The organism is Glycocaulis albus (genome assembly GCF_014639075.1).
GTDB classification, from domain to species: Bacteria; Pseudomonadota; Alphaproteobacteria; order Caulobacterales; family Maricaulaceae; genus Glycocaulis; species Glycocaulis albus.
Genome location: NZ_BMFS01000015.1, coordinates 1 through 20825, shown reverse-complemented (window position 1 = coordinate 20825; position 20825 = coordinate 1). Strand labels below are relative to the sequence as shown.

24 protein-coding genes are annotated in these 20825 nt (G+C 63.4%); all 24 read left to right on the top strand.

All coding sequences use genetic code 11. The features are described from left to right. Positions 1-10 precede the first annotated feature (10 nt). A complete protein-coding gene (gene rpmD, locus IEV75_RS12900) occupies positions 11-202 on the top strand; it encodes a 50S ribosomal protein L30 (protein WP_036512062.1) in 192 nt (63 codons plus the stop codon). A 32-nt stretch (positions 203-234) separates the two neighbouring features. After that, the gene (gene rplO, locus IEV75_RS12895; RefSeq protein ID WP_188452989.1) at positions 235-711 is read left to right on the top strand and encodes a 50S ribosomal protein L15; all 477 of its coding nucleotides are present in this window, start codon (positions 235-237) and stop codon (positions 709-711) included. 88 nt (positions 712-799) lie between these two features. After that, entirely contained in the window at positions 800-2149 is a 1350-nt protein-coding gene (gene secY / locus IEV75_RS12890; RefSeq protein WP_127565814.1) for a preprotein translocase subunit SecY, read from the top strand. Then, on the top strand, positions 2146-2709 hold the full coding sequence (locus IEV75_RS12885; protein WP_188452988.1) for an adenylate kinase: 564 nt from the start codon (positions 2146-2148) through the stop codon (positions 2707-2709). The genes secY and IEV75_RS12885 overlap by 4 nt, the downstream gene beginning before the upstream one ends. Before the next feature lie 212 nt (positions 2710-2921). After that, positions 2922-3290, top strand: coding sequence for a 30S ribosomal protein S13 (rpsM, locus tag IEV75_RS12880; protein WP_188452987.1), 369 nt, complete (start codon positions 2922-2924; stop codon positions 3288-3290). A 12-nt stretch (positions 3291-3302) separates the two neighbouring features. Continuing rightward, complete coding sequence (gene rpsK, locus IEV75_RS12875; protein WP_127565817.1) at positions 3303-3692, top strand: 30S ribosomal protein S11; 390 nt, start codon at positions 3303-3305, stop codon at positions 3690-3692. A 116-nt stretch (positions 3693-3808) separates the two neighbouring features. Further along, entirely contained in the window at positions 3809-4828 is a 1020-nt protein-coding gene (locus IEV75_RS12870; protein WP_127569311.1) for a DNA-directed RNA polymerase subunit alpha, read from the top strand. A 45-nt stretch (positions 4829-4873) separates the two neighbouring features. Continuing rightward, positions 4874-5290 carry a 50S ribosomal protein L17 gene (rplQ, locus tag IEV75_RS12865; RefSeq protein ID WP_127565818.1) on the top strand — a complete coding sequence of 139 codons (417 nt, stop codon included), beginning with the start codon at positions 4874-4876 and terminating at the stop codon, positions 5288-5290. Positions 5291-5590: 300 nt separating this feature from the next. Continuing rightward, positions 5591-7033 (top strand): DegQ family serine endoprotease, encoded by a 1443-nt coding sequence (locus tag IEV75_RS12860; RefSeq protein ID WP_233351865.1) that lies wholly within the window; start codon positions 5591-5593, stop codon positions 7031-7033. A 33-nt stretch (positions 7034-7066) separates the two neighbouring features. Continuing rightward, positions 7067-8374: a replication-associated recombination protein A gene (locus IEV75_RS12855; protein WP_188452986.1), complete on the top strand. Its 1308-nt coding sequence runs from the start codon at positions 7067-7069 to the stop codon at positions 8372-8374. Positions 8375-8463: 89 nt separating this feature from the next. Further along, entirely contained in the window at positions 8464-8853 is a 390-nt protein-coding gene (locus IEV75_RS12850) for a TonB-dependent receptor (RefSeq protein ID WP_188452985.1), read from the top strand. A gap of 84 nt (positions 8854-8937) precedes the next feature. Next, positions 8938-9321: a fluoride efflux transporter FluC gene (locus IEV75_RS12845; protein ID WP_188452984.1), complete on the top strand. Its 384-nt coding sequence runs from the start codon at positions 8938-8940 to the stop codon at positions 9319-9321. Further along, complete coding sequence (locus IEV75_RS12840; protein WP_188452983.1) at positions 9318-10301, top strand: RluA family pseudouridine synthase; 984 nt, start codon at positions 9318-9320, stop codon at positions 10299-10301. The genes IEV75_RS12845 and IEV75_RS12840 overlap by 4 nt, the downstream gene beginning before the upstream one ends. Further along, the gene (locus IEV75_RS12835; protein WP_188452982.1) at positions 10298-12091 is read left to right on the top strand and encodes a putative 2OG-Fe(II) oxygenase; all 1794 of its coding nucleotides are present in this window, start codon (positions 10298-10300) and stop codon (positions 12089-12091) included. Before IEV75_RS12840 ends, IEV75_RS12835 begins: the two co-directional genes overlap by 4 nt. Further along, complete coding sequence (locus IEV75_RS12830; protein ID WP_188452981.1) at positions 12088-12780, top strand: HAD-IA family hydrolase; 693 nt, start codon at positions 12088-12090, stop codon at positions 12778-12780. Before IEV75_RS12835 ends, IEV75_RS12830 begins: the two co-directional genes overlap by 4 nt. After that, positions 12777-13517 carry an ATP12 family chaperone protein gene (locus IEV75_RS12825; protein WP_188452980.1) on the top strand — a complete coding sequence of 247 codons (741 nt, stop codon included), beginning with the start codon at positions 12777-12779 and terminating at the stop codon, positions 13515-13517. Before IEV75_RS12830 ends, IEV75_RS12825 begins: the two co-directional genes overlap by 4 nt. 56 nt (positions 13518-13573) lie before the next feature. Further along, the gene (locus IEV75_RS12820) at positions 13574-14020 is read left to right on the top strand and encodes a pilus assembly protein N-terminal domain-containing protein (protein WP_188452979.1); all 447 of its coding nucleotides are present in this window, start codon (positions 13574-13576) and stop codon (positions 14018-14020) included. A 94-nt stretch (positions 14021-14114) separates the two neighbouring features. Then, complete coding sequence (locus tag IEV75_RS12815) at positions 14115-14660, top strand: TadE/TadG family type IV pilus assembly protein (RefSeq protein WP_188452978.1); 546 nt, start codon at positions 14115-14117, stop codon at positions 14658-14660. Next, positions 14657-15454 carry a TadE/TadG family type IV pilus assembly protein gene (locus IEV75_RS12810; protein WP_188452977.1) on the top strand — a complete coding sequence of 266 codons (798 nt, stop codon included), beginning with the start codon at positions 14657-14659 and terminating at the stop codon, positions 15452-15454. Before IEV75_RS12815 ends, IEV75_RS12810 begins: the two co-directional genes overlap by 4 nt. 102 nt (positions 15455-15556) lie before the next feature. Further along, positions 15557-16060, top strand: a complete 504-nt coding sequence (locus IEV75_RS12805; protein ID WP_188452976.1) for an A24 family peptidase — start codon at positions 15557-15559, stop codon at positions 16058-16060. A 132-nt stretch (positions 16061-16192) separates the two neighbouring features. After that, positions 16193-16990, top strand: coding sequence for a Flp pilus assembly protein CpaB (gene cpaB, locus IEV75_RS12800; RefSeq protein ID WP_188452975.1), 798 nt, complete (start codon positions 16193-16195; stop codon positions 16988-16990). Continuing rightward, positions 16990-18462: a type II and III secretion system protein family protein gene (locus tag IEV75_RS12795; RefSeq protein ID WP_217979600.1), complete on the top strand. Its 1473-nt coding sequence runs from the start codon at positions 16990-16992 to the stop codon at positions 18460-18462. The genes cpaB and IEV75_RS12795 overlap by 1 nt, the downstream gene beginning before the upstream one ends. 4 nt (positions 18463-18466) lie before the next feature. Continuing rightward, entirely contained in the window at positions 18467-19120 is a 654-nt protein-coding gene (locus IEV75_RS12790; protein WP_188452973.1) for a CpaD family pilus assembly protein, read from the top strand. Between the two features lie 30 nt (positions 19121-19150). After that, positions 19151-20713, top strand: a complete 1563-nt coding sequence (locus IEV75_RS12785; RefSeq protein WP_188452972.1) for an AAA family ATPase — start codon at positions 19151-19153, stop codon at positions 20711-20713. Positions 20714-20825: the final 112 nt, after the last annotated feature.

Genomic DNA, 20825 nt, shown 5'->3' with positions numbered 1-20825 from the left:
AATACCGGCCATGGCCAAGAAAACAGTCATCGTGCGTCAGACGGGCAGCCATATCCGCCGCCCCAAAGACCAGCTGCAAACGCTGACCGGGCTGGGCCTGGGGCGTATCGGCAAACAGCGCGAGCTTGAGGATACGCCGTCTGTGCGCGGCATGATCGCCAAGGTCGCCCACCTTGTAGAAATCGTCGAGGAGCGCGGCTAGCGGCCGGGGCGTCCTTGATAAGGAGAATAGTCATGCGTCTGAACGAACTGCGGGACAATCCCGGCGCGGTGAAAGAACGCACCCGCGTGGGTCGCGGCATCGGCTCGGGCAAGGGCAAGACCGGTGGCCGTGGTGTCAAGGGTCAGAAATCGCGCTCTGGCGTGGCCATCAAGGGCTTCGAGGGCGGCCAGATGCCGCTTCACCAGCGCCTGCCCAAGCGCGGCTTCACCAAGCCGAACCGTTCCAGATTTACCGAAGTCACGCTCGGCCGCCTGCAAAAGGCTGTTGATGCCGGCAAGCTGGACGCCAAGGCAGCTGTCGATGCTGAGGCGCTGGTCAAGGCCGGTGTTATCCGCCGCGCCAAGGACGGCGTTCGCGTGATCGGCGGCGGCGAGTTCAAGGCCAAGCTGTCGATCACGGCAGCCGGCGCCTCCAAGCCCGCCATTGCTGCAGTGGAGAAGGCAGGCGGGTCCATCACCCTGACTGCGCCCAAAGACAGCGAAGCCTGATGCGGTTTACTGGACGGCTCCCCAAATGGGTTGAGCCGTCCAATTCCGTCCTGGCCTAACCGGGACCGCAAGGGAGCGAGACCAGCCCATGGCATCTGCCGCAGAACAACTTGCCGCAAACATGAATTTCGGCGCGTTTGCCCGCGCCAAGGAGCTGCAAAAGCGGCTCCTCTTTACGTTGTTCGTGCTGATCATCTACCGGGTTGGCACCTATATCCCCATGCCGGGCATTGACCCGGACGTATTCGCCGGAGCCTTCCAGCAGCAGCAGCAGGGCATTCTGGGCGTCTTCAACATGTTTTCCGGCGGCGCCGTCGAGCGTATGGCGATCTTCGCCCTCAACGTGATGCCGTATATTTCTGCTTCGATCATCATGCAGCTCATGGCCGCCACCGTGCCGAGCCTGGAGCGCATGAAGAAGGAAGGCGGCGAGCAGGGCCGCAAGCAGATCAACCAGTATTCCCGCTACCTGACGGTCGTTCTGGCGATGCTGCAGGCCTTTGCCATCGCGGTCTCGATGGAAAACCCCGATCCCACCACCGGCGCCACCATTGCGATCGATCCGGGCTGGTTCTTCCGCATTACGGCTGTGGTCTCGCTCGTCGGCGGCACGATGATGCTGCTCTGGCTGGGCGAACAGATTACTGCGCGCGGCGTGGGCAATGGTATCTCGCTGATAATCTTTGCGGGCATTATCGCGGAGATGCCGCGGGCTCTCTTCCAGACGCTGGAGCAGGGCCGTACCGGCAATCTCTCGGCGGGCCTGATCATTGCGATGATCCTCGGCATTATCGCGGTACTTGTGTTTGTCGTCTTCATGGAGCGCTCGCAGCGGCGATTGCTGGTGCAGTATCCCAAGCGCCAGGTCGGTAACCGCATGATGGGCGGGGAATCCAGCTTCCTGCCGCTCAAGCTGAACACCGCGGGTGTGATCCCGGCGATCTTCGCCTCCTCGCTCCTGCTGCTGCCGGCGACGATTGCGGGCTTCTCGGCTGATACCGGGCCGGACTGGCTGCGTACGGTGACGGCGCTGCTCGGCCCGGGCCAGCCGCTCTTCATCATCTTCTATGCGTCGATGATCATCTTCTTCACCTTCTTCTACACCTCCATCGTCTTCAATCCTGAGGACACGGCGGACAATCTGAAGAAGTATGGCGGCTTTCTGCCCGGCATCCGTCCCGGCAAGCGCACCGCCGAGTATATCGATTTCGTGCTGACGCGCCTGACCGTGATCGGCGCTGCCTATCTGACGTTCGTCTGTGTACTGCCTGAAGTACTGCGCGCCGAGCTGGATATTCCCTTCTATATAGGCGGCACGGCCCTTCTCATCGTGGTGTCGGTCACACTCGACACCGTCTCCCAGATCCAGTCCCACCTGCTGGCCCATCAGTATGAGGGCCTGATCAAGAAGACGAAGCTGAGGGGCCGCAAGAGATGAACATAATCCTGTTCGGACCGCCCGGCGCCGGCAAGGGCACCCAGTCCAAGCGCCTGGTGCAGTCACGCGGCTGGGTCCAGCTTTCCACTGGCGACATGCTGCGCGATGCGCGCAAGGCCGGGACCGAGCTGGGCAACCGGGTTGCCGGGATCATGGATCGCGGCGAGCTGGTGTCCGACGAGATTGTGATTGCGCTGATCGCCGAGCGTCTGCCCGACGCCGAAGCCGCTGGCGGCGCCATTTTTGATGGCTTTCCGCGCACGGTTCCCCAGGCCGAAGCGCTTGACAGGCTGCTGGCCGAACGCAGCAGCCCGATTGCGAAGGTTATCCGCCTCGTGGTTGACCAGGACGAGCTGGTCGCGCGGGTGGAAAAGCGGGCGGCAGAGGAAGGCCGCGCCGACGACACCGTAGAGGCCTTCAAGGTTCGCCTGAAGGCATATAACGACCAGACAGCCCCGTTGATTCCGTTCTACACCGGCCAGAACAAGCTGGTAGATGTCGACGGGATGGGCTCGATGGATGAGGTTTCCGCCCGTATCAACGCGGCGCTGGATGCATAAGGCCCACACACGCGCCGTCAGGCATGTGTGCGGGAGAGTGAGTTTTGTGGAGTGGCGGCGCTAAAGCCCGGTTGACGGGCATGGCATCGGCACTATAAGAAGCGCCCTTCGCTCTGAGGGGCCGGCCACGAGGCAAGGCGCGCGCAATGTGTGTCGCGCCCTGTACGTGCCGGTTTCTTTTGCGCGCGGCATATTGAACAGGGAGTAGCGTTGTGGCCCGCATAGCAGGCGTCAACATTCCGACGAACAAGCGCGTAGAGATTGCGCTTCGCTATATTCACGGTATCGGCCCGGCCATGGCGCGGGAGATCTGTGACAAGGTAGGCATTCCGTCTGAAAAACGGGTTAACCAGCTTACCGATGCTGAAGTGCTTCAAATTCGTGAAACAATCGATGCTGGCTACATGGTCGAAGGCGACCTGCGCCGCGAAACGGCCGTGAACGTCAAGCGTCTGATGGACCTTGGCTGCTATCGCGGCCTTCGCCATCGCCGCGGTCTGCCCGTTCGCGGCCAGCGCACCCACACCAATGCCCGGACCCGCAAAGGTCCGGCCAAGCCGATTGCCGGCAAGAAGAAGTAAGGACCAGGCGCAATGGCCAAGGAACCGACACGCGTACGCCGCCGCGAACGCAAGAATATCACCTCCGGCGTGGCGCACGTGAATGCCAGCTTCAACAACACGATGATCACCATCGCCGATGCCCAGGGCAACGCGATTTCCTGGTCGTCGGCCGGCACGATGGGCTTCAAAGGGTCGCGTAAATCGACCCCTTATGCTGCCCAGATGGCCGCTGAAGATGCGGGCCGCAAGGCCCAGGAGCACGGCGTGAAGACCCTTGAGGTCAAGGTGTCGGGCCCCGGTTCGGGCCGCGAGTCGGCTCTGCGTGCGCTGCAGTCTGTCGGGTTCACCATCACGACGATCCACGACGTGACGCCGATCCCGCACAATGGCTGCCGCCCGCCGAAGCGCCGCCGCGTCTAGTTTATCCCGGAGCCGCGCGTCATTCGCCGCGGCTCCGGTACAGTTTTATGTGTCGCGCGCTGGCATCAGGCAATCGGTCTGATACCGGGCGCGCCTTTCGCTTGAAGGGACGTTCCGTGATCGAGAAGAACTGGCAGGAACTAATCCGTCCGATGAAGCCCGTCGTTCAGGCGGGTCATGATGCTGCACGCAACGCCAAGATCGTTGCCGAACCGCTCGAGCGCGGTTTCGGGATGACGCTCGGCAATGCGCTGCGCCGCGTGTTGCTGTCCTCGCTCCAGGGCGCGGCGGTGACCGCTGTCCAGATCGACGGCGTGCTGCACGAATTCTCGTCCATCCCCGGCGTGCGTGAAGACGTTACCGACATCGTGCTCAACCTGAAACAGGTTGCGCTGCGCATGCACGGTGAAGGTCCGCGCCGCGTGGTGCTGCGCAAGAGCGGCCCCGGCGAGGTTACGGCTGGCGATATTGAGGAAACGGCTGATATCGAGGTCATTAACCGCGATCACGTCATCTGCACGCTGGACGAAGGCGCGAGCCTTCGCTTCGTGCTGACGGTCAACACCGGCAAGGGCTATGTCCCGGCCGAGCGTAACCGTCCCGAAGATGCGCCCATCGGCTATATCGCCATCGATGCGCTCTACAGCCCGGTCAAGCGCGTGGCCTACCGCGTGGAAAACACGCGCGAAGGCCAGGTGCTGGATTATGACAAGCTCATTCTCGACATCGAGACCAATGGCGCTGTGACGCCGGAGGATGCAGTGGCCTATGCCGCGCGCATCCTGCAGGACCAGTTCCAGATCTTCGTGAACTTCGAAGAGCCTTCAGAGGCTCGCGGCCCGGAAGACGATGCGCCCTCGCTCGACTTCAACCCGGCCCTGCTTAAGAAGGTGGATGAGCTGGAACTGTCTGTGCGTTCGGCAAACTGCCTGAAGAACGACAATATCGTCTACATTGGCGACCTTATCCAGAAGTCGGAATCGGAAATGCTCCGCACTCCGAACTTTGGCCGCAAGTCGCTCAATGAGATCAAGGAAGTGCTCGCCCAGATGGGGCTGCACCTCGGTATGGAGGCGCCCAACTGGCCGCCCGAGAATATCGAGGACCTGGCTAAGAAATTCGAGGATCAGATCTAGGCAGGCCGCCGCGAGGCGCCTTGCCCGGAGTGAAGGAGACATCCCATGCGTCACGGGAATGGATATCGCAAGCTCAACCGCACCGCGTCCCACCGGCGCGCCATGTTCGCCAATATGGCGGCCTCGCTGATCGAGCACGAGCAGATTGTTACAACACTGCCCAAGGCCAAAGAGCTGAAGCCGATCATGGACAAGCTCATCACGCTGGCCAAAAAGGGCGATCTGCACGCCCGCCGTCAGGCGATCGCGCAGATCCGCAACAAGGACCAGGTGTCCAAGCTGTTTGCGACGCTCGGTCCGCGCTATGGCGAGCGCAATGGCGGCTACACCCGCGTGCTCAAGGCCGGCTTCCGTCACGGCGACAACGCGCCGATGGCCGTTATCGAGCTGGTTGACCGGGACGTGGACGCCAAGGGCGCTGTCGACCGCGCCCGCGCCGAAGAGTTTGCTGGCGAGGAATAGGCTCCGCGCCATACCAGACCGTGAAAAGCCCCGGTGGAAACACCGGGGTTTTTCTGTTCCGGGCCAGTATTCACCCCGCGTGTTCCCGACGATAGTCGGGATCCTTTTCTGATGCTCCGCACATCCGTGCGTCGCTCCTCGCATAAGCTCGGGCGGGCGTTCGCGCTTGCGGCGCTGCGCGCCGGGCCATTCAAGCCCTTGAAGCTTCCCCTTACCGCACTTGTAACCTTCAGCCTCTGTTCAGACGGCTTCCAGCACCTTAAATCGGACAGCTGTAACGATATGAGGGAGCACACATTGATGAACTGGAAACTGCCAGCCATTTGTGTGGCGCTGATCGCAGGGCTTGGCCTGTCGGCCATGGCCGTCAATTCAGCCAATGGCCAGGAAGAGACGCTGGCCGGTGCCGGCAGCCCGGAACGCGGACTGCCCCGGTCCCGGAGCGACATGCAGCTCTCCTTCGCTCCGGTCGTGCGCGATGCGGCGCCTGCGGTGGTCAATGTATATTCCCGCCGGGTGGTGGCCGACCGGAACCCGTTTGCGGGCGACCCCATGTTCGAACGCTTCTTCGGCCGGCAGGGCCCGCGTCAGCGCGAGGTCCAGTCGCTGGGCTCTGGCGTGATCGTGGACGGCGCCGGTCTGATAGTCACCAATAATCACGTCGTGGCCGGCGCGCAGGAATTGCGCGTGGTGCTTTATGACCGGCGAGAGCTGGAGGCAGAAATCCTGCTCGCCGACGAGCGCACGGACCTGGCGGTTCTGCGTGTGGTTGCCGATGAACCTCTGCCTGTCCTGCCCTTTGATCTCTCCGGCTCGGCGGAGGTGGGCGATCTGGTGCTGGCCATCGGCAATCCGTTCGGCGTGGGCCAGACCGTGACATCCGGCATTGTGTCGGCGCTGGCGCGCACCGATGTCGGCATTACCGACTATGCCTTCTTCATCCAGACGGACGCGGCCATCAATCCGGGCAATTCCGGGGGTGCTCTCGTCAACATGAATGGCGAGCTTTTGGGCATTAACACGGCGATCTTCTCGCGTTCGGGCGGTTCGCAGGGCATTGGTTTTGCCATTCCGGCCGAGATGGTCAGGAGTGTGGTTCAGGCCGCCACAGAAGGCGGTGAGCTGGTGCGGCCCTGGCTGGGCGCGCGCCTGCAGCCGGTCACCAGCGACATAGCGCTTTCAATGGGTTTTGACCGTCCGCGCGGGGCGTTGGTGGCAGAGGTATATCCGGGCGGGCCCGCCGATCAGGCCCGGCTGCGGCAGGGTGATGTGATCCTGTCTGTGGACGGTACGGAGGTGAACAACGAGGCGGCTGTTCGCTTCCGGTTTGCCACGCGGGCCATTGGTGACGAGGCGGCGCTGCGCATCATGCGCAATGGCGAGGAGCGTAACCTGACCGTGACGGCAGCCGCCCCGCCCGGCGACCGGGAAGGCGAGCGGGTTGTCTTGAATGGCCGCAATCCGTTCCAGGGCGCCGAGCTGGTGGAGCTGTCACCCGCTTTCAACGAAGCCAACGGGCTGGACCCGTTTACGGACGGGCTGATTGTCACGCGTATCCAGCGGCGTTCCGCAGCAGAGTATTTCGGCTTCCGCCCCGGTGATCGGATTCTCAGCGTCAATCAGCGCGCCGTACGCAGCCTGCGCGAGATCGAGCGTGAACTCGCACGCAACGATGATGCCCGCGAATGGCCAGTCGAGATCGAGCGGCGCGGCGAGCGGTTTGCACGTACACTCCGGCTCTAGAAGACCGGGCCCGCAGCGGGCATGGTGCCCGGCATGACAGACCTGTTCCAGAGTGCCGGACTGGAGAGTGACGCCCCGCGTCCTCTTGCCGACCGTTTGCGCCCGCAAACGCTGGATGAAGTGGTCGGGCAGGGTCATGTGCTGGGCGCGGACAGCCCGCTGGGCCGGATGCTGGCGCAGGGCAGGCTGTCCTCCATCATCCTCTGGGGGCCGCCGGGCGTCGGCAAGACAACGATCGCCCGCCTGCTGGCCGATGCCTCCGGGCTGGAGTTTCATCCGCTCTCGGCGGTCTTCTCCGGCGTTGCCGACCTGAAGAAGGCCTTCGAACAGGCACGCGGCCGCCGCGCGGCGGGCAAGGGCACCTTGCTGTTCGTGGACGAGATACACCGCTTTAACCGCGCCCAGCAGGATGGCTTTCTGCCGGTAGTGGAGGAAGGGGTTATCACCCTTGTCGGCGCTACCACGGAGAACCCGAGCTTCGAGCTGAATGCGGCGCTGCTCTCGCGCTGTCAGGTTCTGGTGCTCAAACGCCTCGACGCGGCCGCACTGGAATTACTGCTGGAGCGGGCTGAGACAGCGGAGGGGCGCAAGCTGCCGCTCACGCCCGAAGCACGCGACGCGCTGATCGCGATGGCGGACGGGGACGGGCGTTATCTTTTGAACCTCGCCGAGGAAGTGCTGCGGCTGGAGGCCGAAACACCGCTTTCAACAGCAGAGCTCGGCCGGTTCCTGCAGCGCCGCGCGCCGGTCTATGACAAGGACCGCGAGGAGCATTACAATCTCATTTCCGCGCTTCACAAATCGGTGCGCGGGTCTGATCCGGATGCTGCGCTCTACTGGCTGGCGCGCATGCTGGGCGCCGGCGAGGACCCGCTCTTTCTGGCCCGGCGCATCGTGCGCATGGCTAATGAGGATATCGGCCTTGCTGATCCGACGGCGATCCACGCCGCGCTCGCTGCCAAGGAAACCTATGACTTCCTGGGCAGCCCCGAAGGCGAGCTGGCCCTTGCCCAGGCTGTCGTCCATCTCGCCTGCGCGCCCAAATCCAATGCGGTCTACACCGCGTGGAAGGCCGCCCAGCGTCTGGCGGGTCAGACCGGATCGCTCATGCCTCCCGCCCATATCCTCAATGCGCCGACCCGCCTGATGAAGGAGCAGGGCTATGGCAAGGGGTATGAATACGATCATGATGCTCCGGGCGGGATGTCAGGCCAGGACTATTTTCCCGACGCGATGAAAGACCGGCCACGCCTCTATGAGCCGAAGGATTCAGGGCGTGAAGCGGCGATAGCCGAACGGCTCGAGCGCTGGCGGGCCTTGCGGGACAAACGGCGGGGCTAGGAGGTGTTCGCAAAGGCGAAGGCCCTTGCAGTACATTTCCCTTATGTAATCCTGCGTCCGCTTTCAATTTCATTGGGGAGGACAGGGAAATGAAAGTCGAAAAACTCCATATCGTTATTGGTCTTTTCTATGCATTGGCGGGCATGGCGCTCGGCATGGTCATGGCCGAATCAGGTGATCACACACAGCACGTCACGCATGCTCATGCGATGCTTGTCGGCTTTGTGGTGTCGGCGCTCTATGCGGTCTTTTATCGGCTCTGGGAGCTGAAACAGGGACTGCTGGCGCTGATCCAGTTCGGCGTGCACCATATCGGCACTATCATCATGGTGATCGGCCTCTACATGCTCTACGGCGCGATGATGCCCGAAGACCAGATCGGCCCGATCCTCGGCATTGCCAGCGCGCTAGTGGTGGCAGGCATGGTGCTCATGCTGTGGTTTGTGATCCGCGGCGTCAAACCTGCTGAACCGGCCTGATCCGCGTACAGCAAGCCGCAAAAAGGGCAGGGCCGTGTCGCGCGGCCTTGCCAGCGCGAGGCTGCAGGCCTAACCCATGCAGCCATGCAGCACCTCTTCCTGATAGCGATTGGCGGAGCGCTGGGCGCGGTGGCGCGCCATGGCGTCAACCAGGCTTCCTTGCGCTGGATCGGCCCTGAGCTTCCTTGGGGCATATTGGCGGTCAACGTGCTCGGCTCATTTGCCATTGGCCTGCTCGTCGGCTGGCTGGCGCTTGCCGGGCGGCCTGAGGCGACAGAGATACGGTTCGCCGTTGGTATCGGCTTTCTGGGCGCCTTCACGACGATGAGCGCGTTTGCCCTCGATATTGTCCTGATGATCGAGAGGCGCGAGTTTCTCACCGCCCTGGCTTATGGCGGGGGCACGGTGATTGTGTCCGTTCTGGCGGTGTTCGCCGGGCTGTTCCTGATACGTACGGTGATGGCATGAGCAAGGTAGAAACCCGCACCGTGGCCCCGGACGAGGCCGACATCCGGCTCGATCGCTGGTTCAGGCGTCACTTCCCGCATGTCACCCATGGCGCGCTGGAAAAACTGCTGCGTACCGGGCAGGTGCGTGTCGATGGCGGACGGGTAAAGGGCAATCACCGGCTGGAGCCCGGTCAGGAAATCCGAATTCCTCCCTTGCCGGAGCCGGGCGAGGCACCGCCGCCCAAGACCATCAGCGCCGAGGACAAGGCGTTCGCCCGTTCCATGGTGCTTTACGAGGATGATACGCTGATCGCGCTCAACAAGCCGCCCGGCCTGCCTGTTCAAGGCGGCTCGAAAGTGACGCGTCATCTCGACGGACTGCTGGATGCGTTCGGCACGGGCGAGAAGCGCCCGCGTCTTGTCCACCGTCTCGACAAGGACACGTCCGGTGTCATCGTGGTGGCAAAAGGTGCATCGAATGCGGCCTGGCTCGCATCTCTTTTCAAGGGACGGGATCTGGAAAAGACCTACTGGGCGATTGCGCTGGGCATCATGGTGCCGCGCGCGGGCGAGATAACCGGCTACATGAAGAAGACGGTGTCCACGCAAGGCGATCGCGAACTGATGGTGGCCGCGCGCCATGGCGAGGAGGGCGCGCAATACGCGCTGACCCGTTATGCCACGGCAGACGAGGCTGGCCGGCGGGCGAGCTGGGTCGTGCTGCGCCCCGAGACAGGACGCACCCACCAGCTGCGGGTGCACCTGGCGGCCGCCGGGCACGCGATTCAGGGCGATGGCAAATACACTTGCGACGTGCCGCCGCTGGGCGGCGTGTCACAAAAGCTGCACCTGCATGCCCGCAAGCTGGTTATTCCCCGGGAAGGCAAGAAGCCGCTGGTGCTGGAAGCGCCATTGTCAAAACACATGGCCGACACGTTCGAGGCGCTGGGCTTTGACCCAGACATGGAGATGCGCGCGATAGAGGCGCAGCTGGGATGAGCGTAACGCTGCAGACCATTTTTGCTGCATATACGGCCCGCAACTATGCGGCCGCCCAAAGCATGATGAACAACTATCGGGCGGCGAACCCTGAAACTGCCCACTCCGCTCATTTGCAGGGACTCATCTCGCGGCGCCTCGGTGATATTGACGGCGCTCTGGGCTGGATGCGTCACTCGCTGCGCCTTGATCCGGGCAATCACGAGTATCTCAATAATTACGCGGGTTGCCTGCTTGCTGCAGGGCGATCAGCAGAAGCTGCTGATGCTTGGAAAGAGGCCGCCAAGGCACGTCCCGCCGAGCCGGTATATACGGAGGGGCTCGTTCGCGCGCTCAGTGCGAGCGGAGACCATAATGCGGCAGAGCGTACCGCCAAGGCGCTGACCGGGGGAGCCGGCGCGTCCCGTTCCAGTAGCTGGATTGTGGCGGCTAGGGCGTACAATGCGGCCGGCATGCACGCGCAAGCAGCATCGGCATTCGAGAGGGCAGCTGATCTTGGCGGCGATCCTGCATCATGCCTGGCAGGACGGATTGATGCGCTGGCGCTAATGGACCGGGCGGACGAGCTTGACACGCTGCTTGACCGGCAGCCTGTATCACTGCGCGGCCATGTTTTGGTGCAATCAGCTTACGCTCGCGCTACTTTTCTTTCGGGCAAGCCCGGTGATGCTGTTCAGCTGTTTCAGGATCTCTGGTCGCGTCAGGCCAGTACCACCGCTTTTCGAGACCTAGCACAGGCATTGTGGACAGCCGGTCAGGCGCAGGCATTTGACGCTCTGATTGACTCCGTGGCGGGCCAGGGTAATCCGGCATTTGTGGCTGTTGCTGCAGACTGTCTATATCAGATCGATCGTCACGCGGATGCACTTGCACTGCTGGAGCAGCTCCCGCAAGCGGCGTTGGAGAGTCCCCAGATTGCCGGGCTGCGGGCCATCGTGCTTCAGGCCATCGGCGAGGGCGAGAAGTCGCTGGAGTTTGCCCGGATCGATTTTGCTGCCCGGCCCCATGACAGCGGTTGCGCCACGAACCTTGTCATATCACTCCTGATGACCGGCAGCTACGAAGAAGCGGACAAGCTGATTTCGAAATTCCGCTCGCGCTATCCGCTGGACCAGGGCTGGCTGGCCTATCAGGCAACCCTGTGGCGTCTGACTGGTGATCCACGTTATCGCGAACTCTACGACTATGACCGGTTCGTGAAAGCTTACCGCCTGCCAGGCTCTGACGATTACCCGGACGGTGAAAGTCTTAATTCAGCTTTGAAAAAAGTGCTTGAGGAGCGCCATGTTCTCGCAGGCAGCCCCTTTAACCAGTCACTTCGCAACGGTATCCAGACACCACGAAGCCTTCTGTGCGATCCCTCGCCAGCAGTTCGAGCCTATCTCAAGGCACTACAAGGGCCGATCTCGCGATACTTGGAAGAGATCGGGCGTGACAGTGACCACGAATTAACCTGCCGCAATACAGGAAATTTCCGTTTGTCAGGATGTTGGTCTGTGCGGCTGTCCGGTGGTGGCCGCCACGTGAATCACTTTCACCCGGCGGGCTGGATCAGTTCAGCCTACTACGTTGACGTTCCGCACGAGACGGTCCGCGGTGATCGCACGGAGGGATGCATCAAGTTCGGGGAGCCGTCCTTCAAGACCGCACAGCCGGCGCCAGCTGAACACTGGGTGCGGCCTTCGCCCGGACTGGTGGTATTGTTCCCATCCTATATGTGGCATGGAACCGAACCAATTCTTGAAGGCGAGCATCGGTTGACCGCGCCGTTCGATGTCGTGCCCGAATGAGCGGCTTGAAGCTGGCCGTGTTCGATGTCGATGGCACGCTCATCGACAGCCGGGAGATCATCCACCGGGCGATGGACCGCGCCTTCATGCGGGCAGGTCTCGGCGAAATGCCCTATGACCGGGTGCGCACTATTGTCGGCCTGGAACTGTCTGAAGCCATTGCCCGCCTCGCTCCGCCCGATATCGGCGGCGAGAGGCTCATGCTGCTGTGCAATTACTACAAGGAAGCCTTCGTAGAACAGCGCGCCGACCCCGCCTTCGAGGAGCCGCTCTACGAGGGCGCCCTCGATACACTGGTCCGGCTGAGTGACGAAGGCTGGCTTCTCGGCGTGGCCACCGGCAAGGCCCGCAGAGGGCTGGATATCGTCTTCGGCCATCATGGCTTGCATCGCTATTTCCAGACCCTGCAGACCGTCGATCACGGTGTCGGCAAACCCCATCCGCGCATGGTGCTCGATGCCATGGCTGAGACCGGCGTCCGACCCGAGGAGACGGTGGTTATCGGCGATACCAGCTTTGACATGTTGATGGCCCGCTCGGCAGGCACGCGTGCCTATGGTGTAAGCTGGGGCTTTCACACTGCAGATGAGATTGCCTCTGGCGGTGCCCATGAGATTCACGACAGCTACGACACGCTCAATACCGCATTGAGCCGGTTTGTGCCCGGCGCGCAGGAGGTGTCACGATGAGCATGTCGAAGGCGAGGGCGGAGAACCGGCCCTTGCCCAAGCGCTTCTATTCAGAGGCCAGTGCGGCCCCGGCAGACGGCGGCTGGGGCGTGTTCCTCGATGGCCGCCCGGTAAAGACGCCGGAACGCCATGTGCTGGCCGCCCCGTGCGAGGCGCTAGCCGCGGCGATGGCGGCCGAATGGGATGCGCAGGTAAAGCAAATCGACCCATTCACCATGCCGTTGACCCGGCTGGCCCATGTCGCCATCGACAGGATTGAAGGGGCGCGGGAAGCAGCAGCGGACGAGATCGTCCGGTTCGCGGGCACTGATCTCTTGTCTCATCGCAGCGACGATCCGGCGCTGGCAGCGCGTCAGGCCGGGCGTTGGGACCCGTTGCTGGAATGGTCCGGGGCGGCGCTGGATGCCCCGCTGAAGAGCGCGGCGACGGTGCTGGCTCTGGAGCAGCCGGAGGCCTCTCTGGAGGCCCTGCGGGCCCGTGCGGGCGCGCTGGACAATTGGCGGCTGACCGCACTTACCAGCGCTGTACCGCTACTGGGCTCGGCCGTGCTGGGCTTTGCTCTGCTGGAAGCGGAGATTGATGGCGAAACGGCTTTCACCCTCTCCCGGCTCGATGAAGACTACCAGGCGGAGCGTTGGGGCGAAGATGGCGAGGCCGCCGCGGCAGCGGCCAGTCTCCGGCGCGATCTTCTGGCCTGCGAGCAGGTATTCCGCCTGCTCGATGAGGCCGGCGTTTAGACTTCCTTCATCGCCCGCAACGATGCTTGGCCCAGATTTGCACCGGGATAATGGCCATGAAGCCTGTTCAGCTCTTTCTTGCGGGCCTTCTCGCACTGGCGTGCACTGCCGTGGCACAAGGCCAGTCGCGCGGATTTGAGGTGCCAGCCGACCATGCGGCCCTGATCCGGCTTCCCGGCGATGCCGCTGCCATCATTATCGGTAATCCGAACATAGCCGATGCGACGCTTTACGATGCGCGCACGATATTCGTCACCGGAAGGGTGTACGGGCGTACCAACATGATCGCGCTCGATGACAATGGACGGGTGCTCTACACGTCCGATCTGGTTGTGACGCAGTCAGGGCGGGGCACCGTCCAGGTGTTCCGCAACACCGAACGCCACAGCTATGTCTGTGCGCCCGAGTGCCAGAGTGTGCCCCTGATCGGGGATGCGTCGGACTGGTTCTCCGGGGTGTCCGGCCAGCAGGCCAACCGCACGTCAGCCGGTGGCGGACGTTAGGCAAATATACGCCCTCTTAACCAGTTTTTTTCACGGCGAATTAAGCGCGCCGCGCGATACTGCCCGCAGGTAATTCTCGCGGGGAGATCACGCCGTGTTGCTGAAGAGCCCGGTAAAGCGCCTCGCCAGGCGCATGGCAGATGACAAGAAAGGTGCGACGGCTGTCGAGTTCGCCCTCGTGGCACTGCCTTTCGTGGTGCTCCTTGGCGCCATACTTGAAACTGCGCTTGTCTTCTTTGCCGGCATCATGATGGAGCACGGCCTGTCCCAGTCCGCGCGGGAGATCCGCACGGGTCAGCTTCAGCTGGCGGGCGGTTCGTCAGAGGCTTTCAGGGATTCCGTCTGCAGCCGGTCTGCGGGCCTGTTGCGCTGCGAACGTCTGCGTATCGATGTCCGGACGCTGGAAAGCTTTGGCGGTGCGACCTCGCTGCCGGTTGACGAGAACGGGATGGTGGATGCCGGCGCGATCAGCTTCCTGCCCGGCGATCCGGGCGAGATCGTCCTCGTGCGCGCCTATTATGACTGGCCCCTCATAATGCCCAATCTCGGCCTTGGCCTGGCCAACATGGCGGGCAATCGCCGCTTGCTGACAGCGACAGCCGCGTTCCGCAACGAACCGTTCCAGGAGGCGTTGCAATGAGCCATTTCAAATCCCTAGCCAGGCTGGCGTCCGATCGCCGGGGCGTTTCGGCGGTGGAGTTCGCGCTGTTGGCTCCACTGCTGATCAGCCTTTATGTGGGGATCGTGCAGCTGACCCTCGGCCTGTCCGCCGACCGCAAGCTGACAGCGGCGGCGAGCACAATCGCCGATCTGGTAGCCCGGTCCGATGTCGTGGATGATGTGGCGCTGGGCGACATTCTGGCTGCCGGGCAGGCTGTGATGCAGCCATACTCTGCAAACAGCCTGGTGGTTCGCGTGACATCGCTCAGTGCCGATGAAAACGGCAACCCGTCGCTTGAATGGAGTCAGGGCAGCGGGACCGAGCCACGCGCCGCCGGGGATTTACCGCCATTGCCTGCCGGTGTGATCCTACCCAATGGCGGCGTCATCGTCGTCGAGGCGAGCTATGTCTACAGCAGCCCGATCACGGGAAGCGGCATTGGCGAGTTCAATCTGAACGAAACCGTCTACATGCGCCCCCGCCGCGTCGGGTTCGTGAGTGGCGAGTGGCAGGAAGACCAACCCGTCAATCCTGCAGAAGGCGAGGAAGCGGGCAATGAACCGGGTAACGGACCCGGTTCGGGTTCCGGTGGCTCAGGCAGCGATGCAGGCGATGATGGAGGCTCTTCGGATGCCTCTGGGGATGACTCTGGTAACGGGAACGGCAACGGGAACGGGAACGGGAACGGGAATGGGAATGGCAGCGGTAACGGTAACGGTAACGGGAATAACTGCCGCTTCAAAGGCGTCCTCGCCCTTCTGCTCTGCCGGTAGTGCCGCTCTGGGGGGGTGACGCTCCGGCGACGGCCGTGCACCTAATGTTAAACCTGATGTGCTCGACTGCGGCCTCGATACGCGGGAGGTTTGCCGGGCATCATGCTGGTCTATCTATGTGCAAGTGCAGCGGTTCTGCTGACACTCCTGGCGGCGCTGGAAGATGTGCGCCGGTTCACCATTTCCAACTGGATACCCGGTGCGCTGATCGCCCTCTGGCTGGTGTATGCTCCTCTGTCGGGCCTGGGCTGGCAGGCAACAGGCCTCAGCCTGCTGACGGGACTTGGAGTGCTGGCGCTGATGATGGCGCTGTGGATGCCCGGCTGGCTCGGCGGTGGTGATGCCAAGCTGATTGCCGCGCTGGCTCTCTGGTTCGGCTGGCCTTCCGTGCTCACCTTCCTCCTGCTGGCGATGATCTGCGGCGGCGCGCTCGCTGCCGTCCTGCTTGCGGCACGCCGCTTTGCACCTGCCCTGCCCGTGCCGCCGGAACGCCTGGCCGCAAGTCCGCTCGCCCACGGCGCGCCAGTGCCTTACGGCGTGGCGATTGCCGGCGGCATGCTCTGGGCGCTTCCCCATTCTCCCCTGATGGCGGCATTGGGCGGTTAACGTCCTGGTGACCCATTTGGCACATTCCCTGCGCGGGACACATCGCATCACCGATTATTAACGCGGCCTTGAGGTTTTGCCGGTGAAATCAGGCACAACTGCCTTTTCGCGCCGAGGGATCCGCGAGCTGCCATGAACGCTACCCGTATAGCCATTCTCGTCGCTGCCGGTCTGGCCGCTATCGTTGCGGCCTTCTTTGTGCGCAATGCCATGCAGCCGCGCGTGATCGAACGCACGGTAACCGAAGCGCCTGTAGAGGCGCCCTCGGTCCGCGTGCTCGCCGCCCGCTCCGATCTTGCCATGGGCCAGCGTGTAGCGCCCGGCGATCTCTACTGGCAGCCTTGGCCGGAAGAGGCGGTCTCGCCCAGCTATATCCGCGAATCAGCGGACCGCGATGCGGTAAGCAGGCTAGCCGGCTCGGTTGTGCGGGCCGCCATTGCGCAAGGTGAGCCGATAACCGAGCGCCGCCTGGTGGCGCCGGGGTCAAGCGGCTTCATGGCGGCGGTGATTTCGCCGGGTATGCGCGCCATCGCGGTGCCAACATCGGCGCGCGCAGGCGCGGGCGGCTTCATCCTGCCCAATGACCGGGTTGACCTCATTGTCACCACACAAGGCGAACGCAACACCTTCTCGGCGCAGACGCTCCTGGAGAATGTCCGCGTTCTGGCGATCGACCAGTCCTTCTCCGAGGACGGCTCGGGCGCGGTGGTTGGCTCTACCGCCACGCTGGAGGTGACGCCCTCGCAGGCACGTGTTGCCGCGCAGGCAATAGCGGGCGGCACACTCACGCTCTCGCTGCGCAGTCTTTCCGATGCAGACGAGCCGTCTGCCGAAACGGGCGAAGTAACCGAGAGCGGAGAGCGCGTCGTGCGTGTGTTCCGCTACGGGCGCGAGGAGCGTGTCGCGCTCGGCGCGCGGGGAGGGGAATGATGGCGGCGAGATTTCTTGCCACGCTGGCGGCCCTTGCGCCGCTATTGCTGTGTGCCCCGGCGTATTCGCAAGGTGCGGGCGTAGAGCGCACCAATACGCTTCAGGTGACGATCCGCGAGCCGGGTGACGGTCCGGTTTCCGAGCGCATAACGCTGCCGCTCGGGCAGGCCGCTGTGATCCATCTGCCTGTGGATGCCGCCGATGTGATGGTGGCCAGTCCTGCTGTCGCCGATGCCGTTGTCCGCACGCCCACCCGCGCCGTCCTGCTGGGGCAGGGTGTGGGCCGTACGAACGTCTTTTTCTTTGACGCAGACGGCGCGCTTATCCTCGACCTCGCAGTGCGTGTCGAGCGCGACATGGACGGCTTGAGCGATGCGTTGCGCCGCTTTGTGCCTGAGGGCCGGATCATGGCGGAATCCATGAATGCGAATATCGTGCTGTCGGGAACAGTGCCGTCGGCGAGCGCTGCCGACACCGCATTGCAGGTCGCGCGCCGCTGGGCAGATGATCCCGATCAGGTGATCAGCTTTCTCACTATCGAGGGGCGCGATCAGGTGCTCTTGCGGGTGCGGATCGTGGAAATGCAGCGCACGCTGGTGCGCCAGCTGGGTATCAATCTCAGCGCCAATCTGAATACGGCCAGTCCGACCGTGAACCGTATCGACACCGACAATGCGTTCGGTCTTGCCGGCGCGGCGCTGGGCGGGTTGACGGGACGGCTGGACCTTCTCAATGCGCTGGGTCCTGACACGCGTCTCGGCGCCACTTTCGCCGCACTGGAGCGCGTCGGCCTGGTGCGCACGCTGGCCGAGCCGAACCTCAGCGCGATCTCCGGCGAGTCGGCAAACTTCCTGGCGGGCGGAGAGTTTCCTGTCCCGGTCGGGCGCGACAGGGATGGTAATATCACTATTGAATACAAGCCGTTCGGTGTTGGCCTTGGCTTCACACCGGCGGTGCTTTCGGAAGGGCGGATCTCGCTTCGCATTTCCACCGAGGTTTCAGAGCTGTCCAATCAGGGAGCGATCACGCTCGGTGGCAGTACCCAGACGGATGCCGATGGCAATGTCGTGGGCGGTGTTCCGGCCCTGACCATCCCGTCACTGACCGTGAACCGCGCAGAGACAACGGTGGAGCTGCCTTCGGGCGGCAGTCTGGTCATTGCCGGCCTCATCAAGGAAGAGACCCGTCAGGCGATGGACGGTGTGCCCGGTGTGGAGCGCCTGCCGGTCCTCGGCGCGCTTTTCCGCTCACGCGACTTTGCCAATAGCGAGACCGAGCTGGTTATTGTCGTCACGCCCTATCTGGTCGATCCGGCGAACCCGAATGCGCTGGCCTCGCCCGGAGACGGGTTCGAGCCCGCCTCGACGGCGGCACATGTCTTTCTCGGCCGTCTGAACCGTGTCTACGCCGCGCCCGGAGCGCAGGTCGAAGGACAGGGCTGGACCGGCCCTGTCGGTTTCAGCGTGGAGTAGCGCCATGATGATCAGAGCCCTTTGCCTGACCTTCGCTGCGGCTTTTGTGATGACCGCCTGCGCCTCTGCGCCGGAAGCCATGCCGCGCGCCAGCGCCATCGCCGAAACGGTACGTGTCGAGATGCCGGTTGATCCGCGTGACAACGGACTGACCTGGGCCCAGCTGGAGCTGATCGAGGCGCTGGCCGGGGAATACAAGGCCCGCGGCCATGGCCCCTTTGTGATCTCCTACCCCCAGAACGCGGGTAATGCCGATGCGGCACTGGGGGCCATCGCCGATGTTCGCAACGCGCTCTACGGCCACGGGCTGGACTGGCGCGAGATCGGCGGCGGGGCCTATGAGGCCGGCGGCTATGCACAGGCGCCTGTTATCTTCTCCTTTACACGCTACCGCGCGGTGGCGCCGGAGTGCGAGAACCGCTGGCGCGATGTGCGCAACGCCCGTCCGGGCAGCCGCTGGGGCGGATTTGGCTGCGCCACGGAACACAATCTCGCTGCCATGGTCGCCGATCCGCGTGACCTGGTGACGCCGCGCACCTTCGACGATCCTGATGCCGCCCGCCGCCAGACGGTTCTGGATCGCTGGCGTCAGGGACAGTCCACCACAAGCGAACGCAGTGCAGGCGAAAGCGGTACTGTTAGCCGCGCCGTCGAATAGTCCGAACGCCCAGCTGGAACCACACACAAGATGACACAGCCCAGACCATACGAAGATGACGGGTTTGATGCCGGGGACGAGTTCCTTGAGGACGATTTTTCCACGCCCTCTGACCCGTTTCTGGATGCCGCGACGGTAGAAGCGCGCCTGCGCGGTGAGGTCGGCGGTGCTGATGACGGGTTTGACGAGCCGGTGCAACCGGCGCCCCAGCCCTCCGGGCCGGCAGGTTTTGGCGCCAGGCTGGCCGCGGCCAACAAAGCTGCGCCCGAATTCATCAGCGAGGCCGATCCTGCCCCTGCCCCTGGCCGGGCGCGTGCGGATGCGCGCAACCACGAACTGTCGGCCGTGCCGGCGGGTCTTTATGGTGAAGTTGACACCAGCTCCGGCGACGTAATCCAGCCGGTACCGCGCATCTCCATCGAGGCGTTCTGCGAGCGGCCGGAAACCGGCGCGCTGATCCATAATGCCGGTGCCGACCGGCGGCTGGCACGCGCTCACGTGAATGTCGAGCTGGGCGGGCTCGCCGGCGCCATCGAACGTTTCCACGATGAGTCCACGCCCAACCTGCTGATTATCGAGACCGGCATGCGCGGGGCGCAGCTTTTCGCCCAGCTGGACGAGCTGGCCTCGGTGTGTGACAGCGATACCCGCATCATCATTATCGGCGCGGCCAATGATATCGCGCTTTACCGCGAGCTGATGCGCAGAGGCGTGAGCGAATATCTCGTTCCGCCCATGACGCCGCTGCATCTGATCCGCACCATTTCCGGCCTGTTCGTCGATCCCGATGCGCCCTTTGCCGGGCGTTCGATAGCCTTTATCGGCGCCAAGGGCGGCGTCGGGTCGTCCACAATCGCGCACAATATCGCGTGGTGCATGGGCGAGCTGCAGCACATGGACACGGTGCTGGTCGATCTCGATCTCAGCTTTGGTACCGCTGGTCTCGACTTCAACCAGGACCCGGCCCAGACCATTGGTCACGCCCTGGCCGATCCCGACCGGCTGGACGATGCCCTTCTTGACCGGCTGCTGGTCAAATGTGGTGACCGCTTAAGCCTGTTTTCCGCGCCGGCCACACTCGAAAGCGACTGGGATTTTGGCCCGGAAGCCTTTGAAATCGTGCTTGAAAAGGTCCGCCGTCAGGCGCCCTATGTCGCACTGGACCTGCCGCACGCCTGGTCGCCCTGGGTGCGCCGGACACTCCTGTCCGCCGAGCAGGTGGTCGTCACGGTCACGCCTGATCTGGCGTGCCTGCGCAACGCCAAGAATTTGTTCGATCTGGTGCGCCAGAACCGGCCCAATGACGAACCGCCAAAGGTTATCGTCAACATGGCCGGCTGCCCGAAAAAGCCGGATATTCCGCTCAAGGACTTCTCTGATGCGCTCGGTACGGCCCCCATTCTGGTACTGCCGTTTGAGCCTGCGCTCTTCGGATCTGCCGCCAATAACGGCCAGATGATCGCTGAGGTCGATGCCAAATCGAAGGCCGCTGACGGATTTGCCCATGTGGCCAGTCAGTTGACGGGCCGCAGCTCGGCGCCGGTGCGCCAGCAGCGCTCCGGCCTGAAATCCCTCTTCGGACGCAAAGGCTAGGGGACGCACGCGAGGCATGTTCGGCAAGCGCACCACAGCCCCACAGCCCACTCCGGCAGCGGCCCCGGCCAGCGCCGCGCCGTCGCCGGCTGCCGCCCGGCCGGCGGCGCCT

What these genes read in the sequence shown, in the direction of transcription:
- IEV75_RS12810 (WP_188452977.1), top strand. Translation starts at nt 14,657, where the DNA reads ATGAGCCATTTCAAATCCCTAGCCAGGCTGGCGTCCGATCGCCGGGGC.
- IEV75_RS12785 (WP_188452972.1), top strand. Translation starts at nt 19,151, where the DNA reads ATGACACAGCCCAGACCATACGAAGATGACGGGTTTGATGCCGGGGAC.
- IEV75_RS12830 (WP_188452981.1), top strand. Translation starts at nt 12,088, where the DNA reads ATGAGCGGCTTGAAGCTGGCCGTGTTCGATGTCGATGGCACGCTCATC.
- rpmD (WP_036512062.1), top strand. Translation starts at nt 11, where the DNA reads ATGGCCAAGAAAACAGTCATCGTGCGTCAGACGGGCAGCCATATCCGC.
- rplO (WP_188452989.1), top strand. Translation starts at nt 235, where the DNA reads ATGCGTCTGAACGAACTGCGGGACAATCCCGGCGCGGTGAAAGAACGC.
- IEV75_RS12845 (WP_188452984.1), top strand. Translation starts at nt 8,938, where the DNA reads ATGCAGCACCTCTTCCTGATAGCGATTGGCGGAGCGCTGGGCGCGGTG.
- IEV75_RS12855 (WP_188452986.1), top strand. Translation starts at nt 7,067, where the DNA reads ATGACAGACCTGTTCCAGAGTGCCGGACTGGAGAGTGACGCCCCGCGT.
- IEV75_RS12825 (WP_188452980.1), top strand. Translation starts at nt 12,777, where the DNA reads ATGAGCATGTCGAAGGCGAGGGCGGAGAACCGGCCCTTGCCCAAGCGC.
- IEV75_RS12840 (WP_188452983.1), top strand. Translation starts at nt 9,318, where the DNA reads ATGAGCAAGGTAGAAACCCGCACCGTGGCCCCGGACGAGGCCGACATC.
- IEV75_RS12790 (WP_188452973.1), top strand. Translation starts at nt 18,467, where the DNA reads ATGATGATCAGAGCCCTTTGCCTGACCTTCGCTGCGGCTTTTGTGATG.
- IEV75_RS12835 (WP_188452982.1), top strand. Translation starts at nt 10,298, where the DNA reads ATGAGCGTAACGCTGCAGACCATTTTTGCTGCATATACGGCCCGCAAC.
- secY (WP_127565814.1), top strand. Translation starts at nt 800, where the DNA reads ATGGCATCTGCCGCAGAACAACTTGCCGCAAACATGAATTTCGGCGCG.
- IEV75_RS12850 (WP_188452985.1), top strand. Translation starts at nt 8,464, where the DNA reads ATGAAAGTCGAAAAACTCCATATCGTTATTGGTCTTTTCTATGCATTG.
- IEV75_RS12795 (WP_217979600.1), top strand. Translation starts at nt 16,990, where the DNA reads ATGGCGGCGAGATTTCTTGCCACGCTGGCGGCCCTTGCGCCGCTATTG.
- IEV75_RS12820 (WP_188452979.1), top strand. Translation starts at nt 13,574, where the DNA reads ATGAAGCCTGTTCAGCTCTTTCTTGCGGGCCTTCTCGCACTGGCGTGC.
- IEV75_RS12805 (WP_188452976.1), top strand. Translation starts at nt 15,557, where the DNA reads ATGCTGGTCTATCTATGTGCAAGTGCAGCGGTTCTGCTGACACTCCTG.
- cpaB (WP_188452975.1), top strand. Translation starts at nt 16,193, where the DNA reads ATGAACGCTACCCGTATAGCCATTCTCGTCGCTGCCGGTCTGGCCGCT.
- rplQ (WP_127565818.1), top strand. Translation starts at nt 4,874, where the DNA reads ATGCGTCACGGGAATGGATATCGCAAGCTCAACCGCACCGCGTCCCAC.
- IEV75_RS12860 (WP_233351865.1), top strand. Translation starts at nt 5,591, where the DNA reads ATGAACTGGAAACTGCCAGCCATTTGTGTGGCGCTGATCGCAGGGCTT.
- IEV75_RS12885 (WP_188452988.1), top strand. Translation starts at nt 2,146, where the DNA reads ATGAACATAATCCTGTTCGGACCGCCCGGCGCCGGCAAGGGCACCCAG.
- rpsK (WP_127565817.1), top strand. Translation starts at nt 3,303, where the DNA reads ATGGCCAAGGAACCGACACGCGTACGCCGCCGCGAACGCAAGAATATC.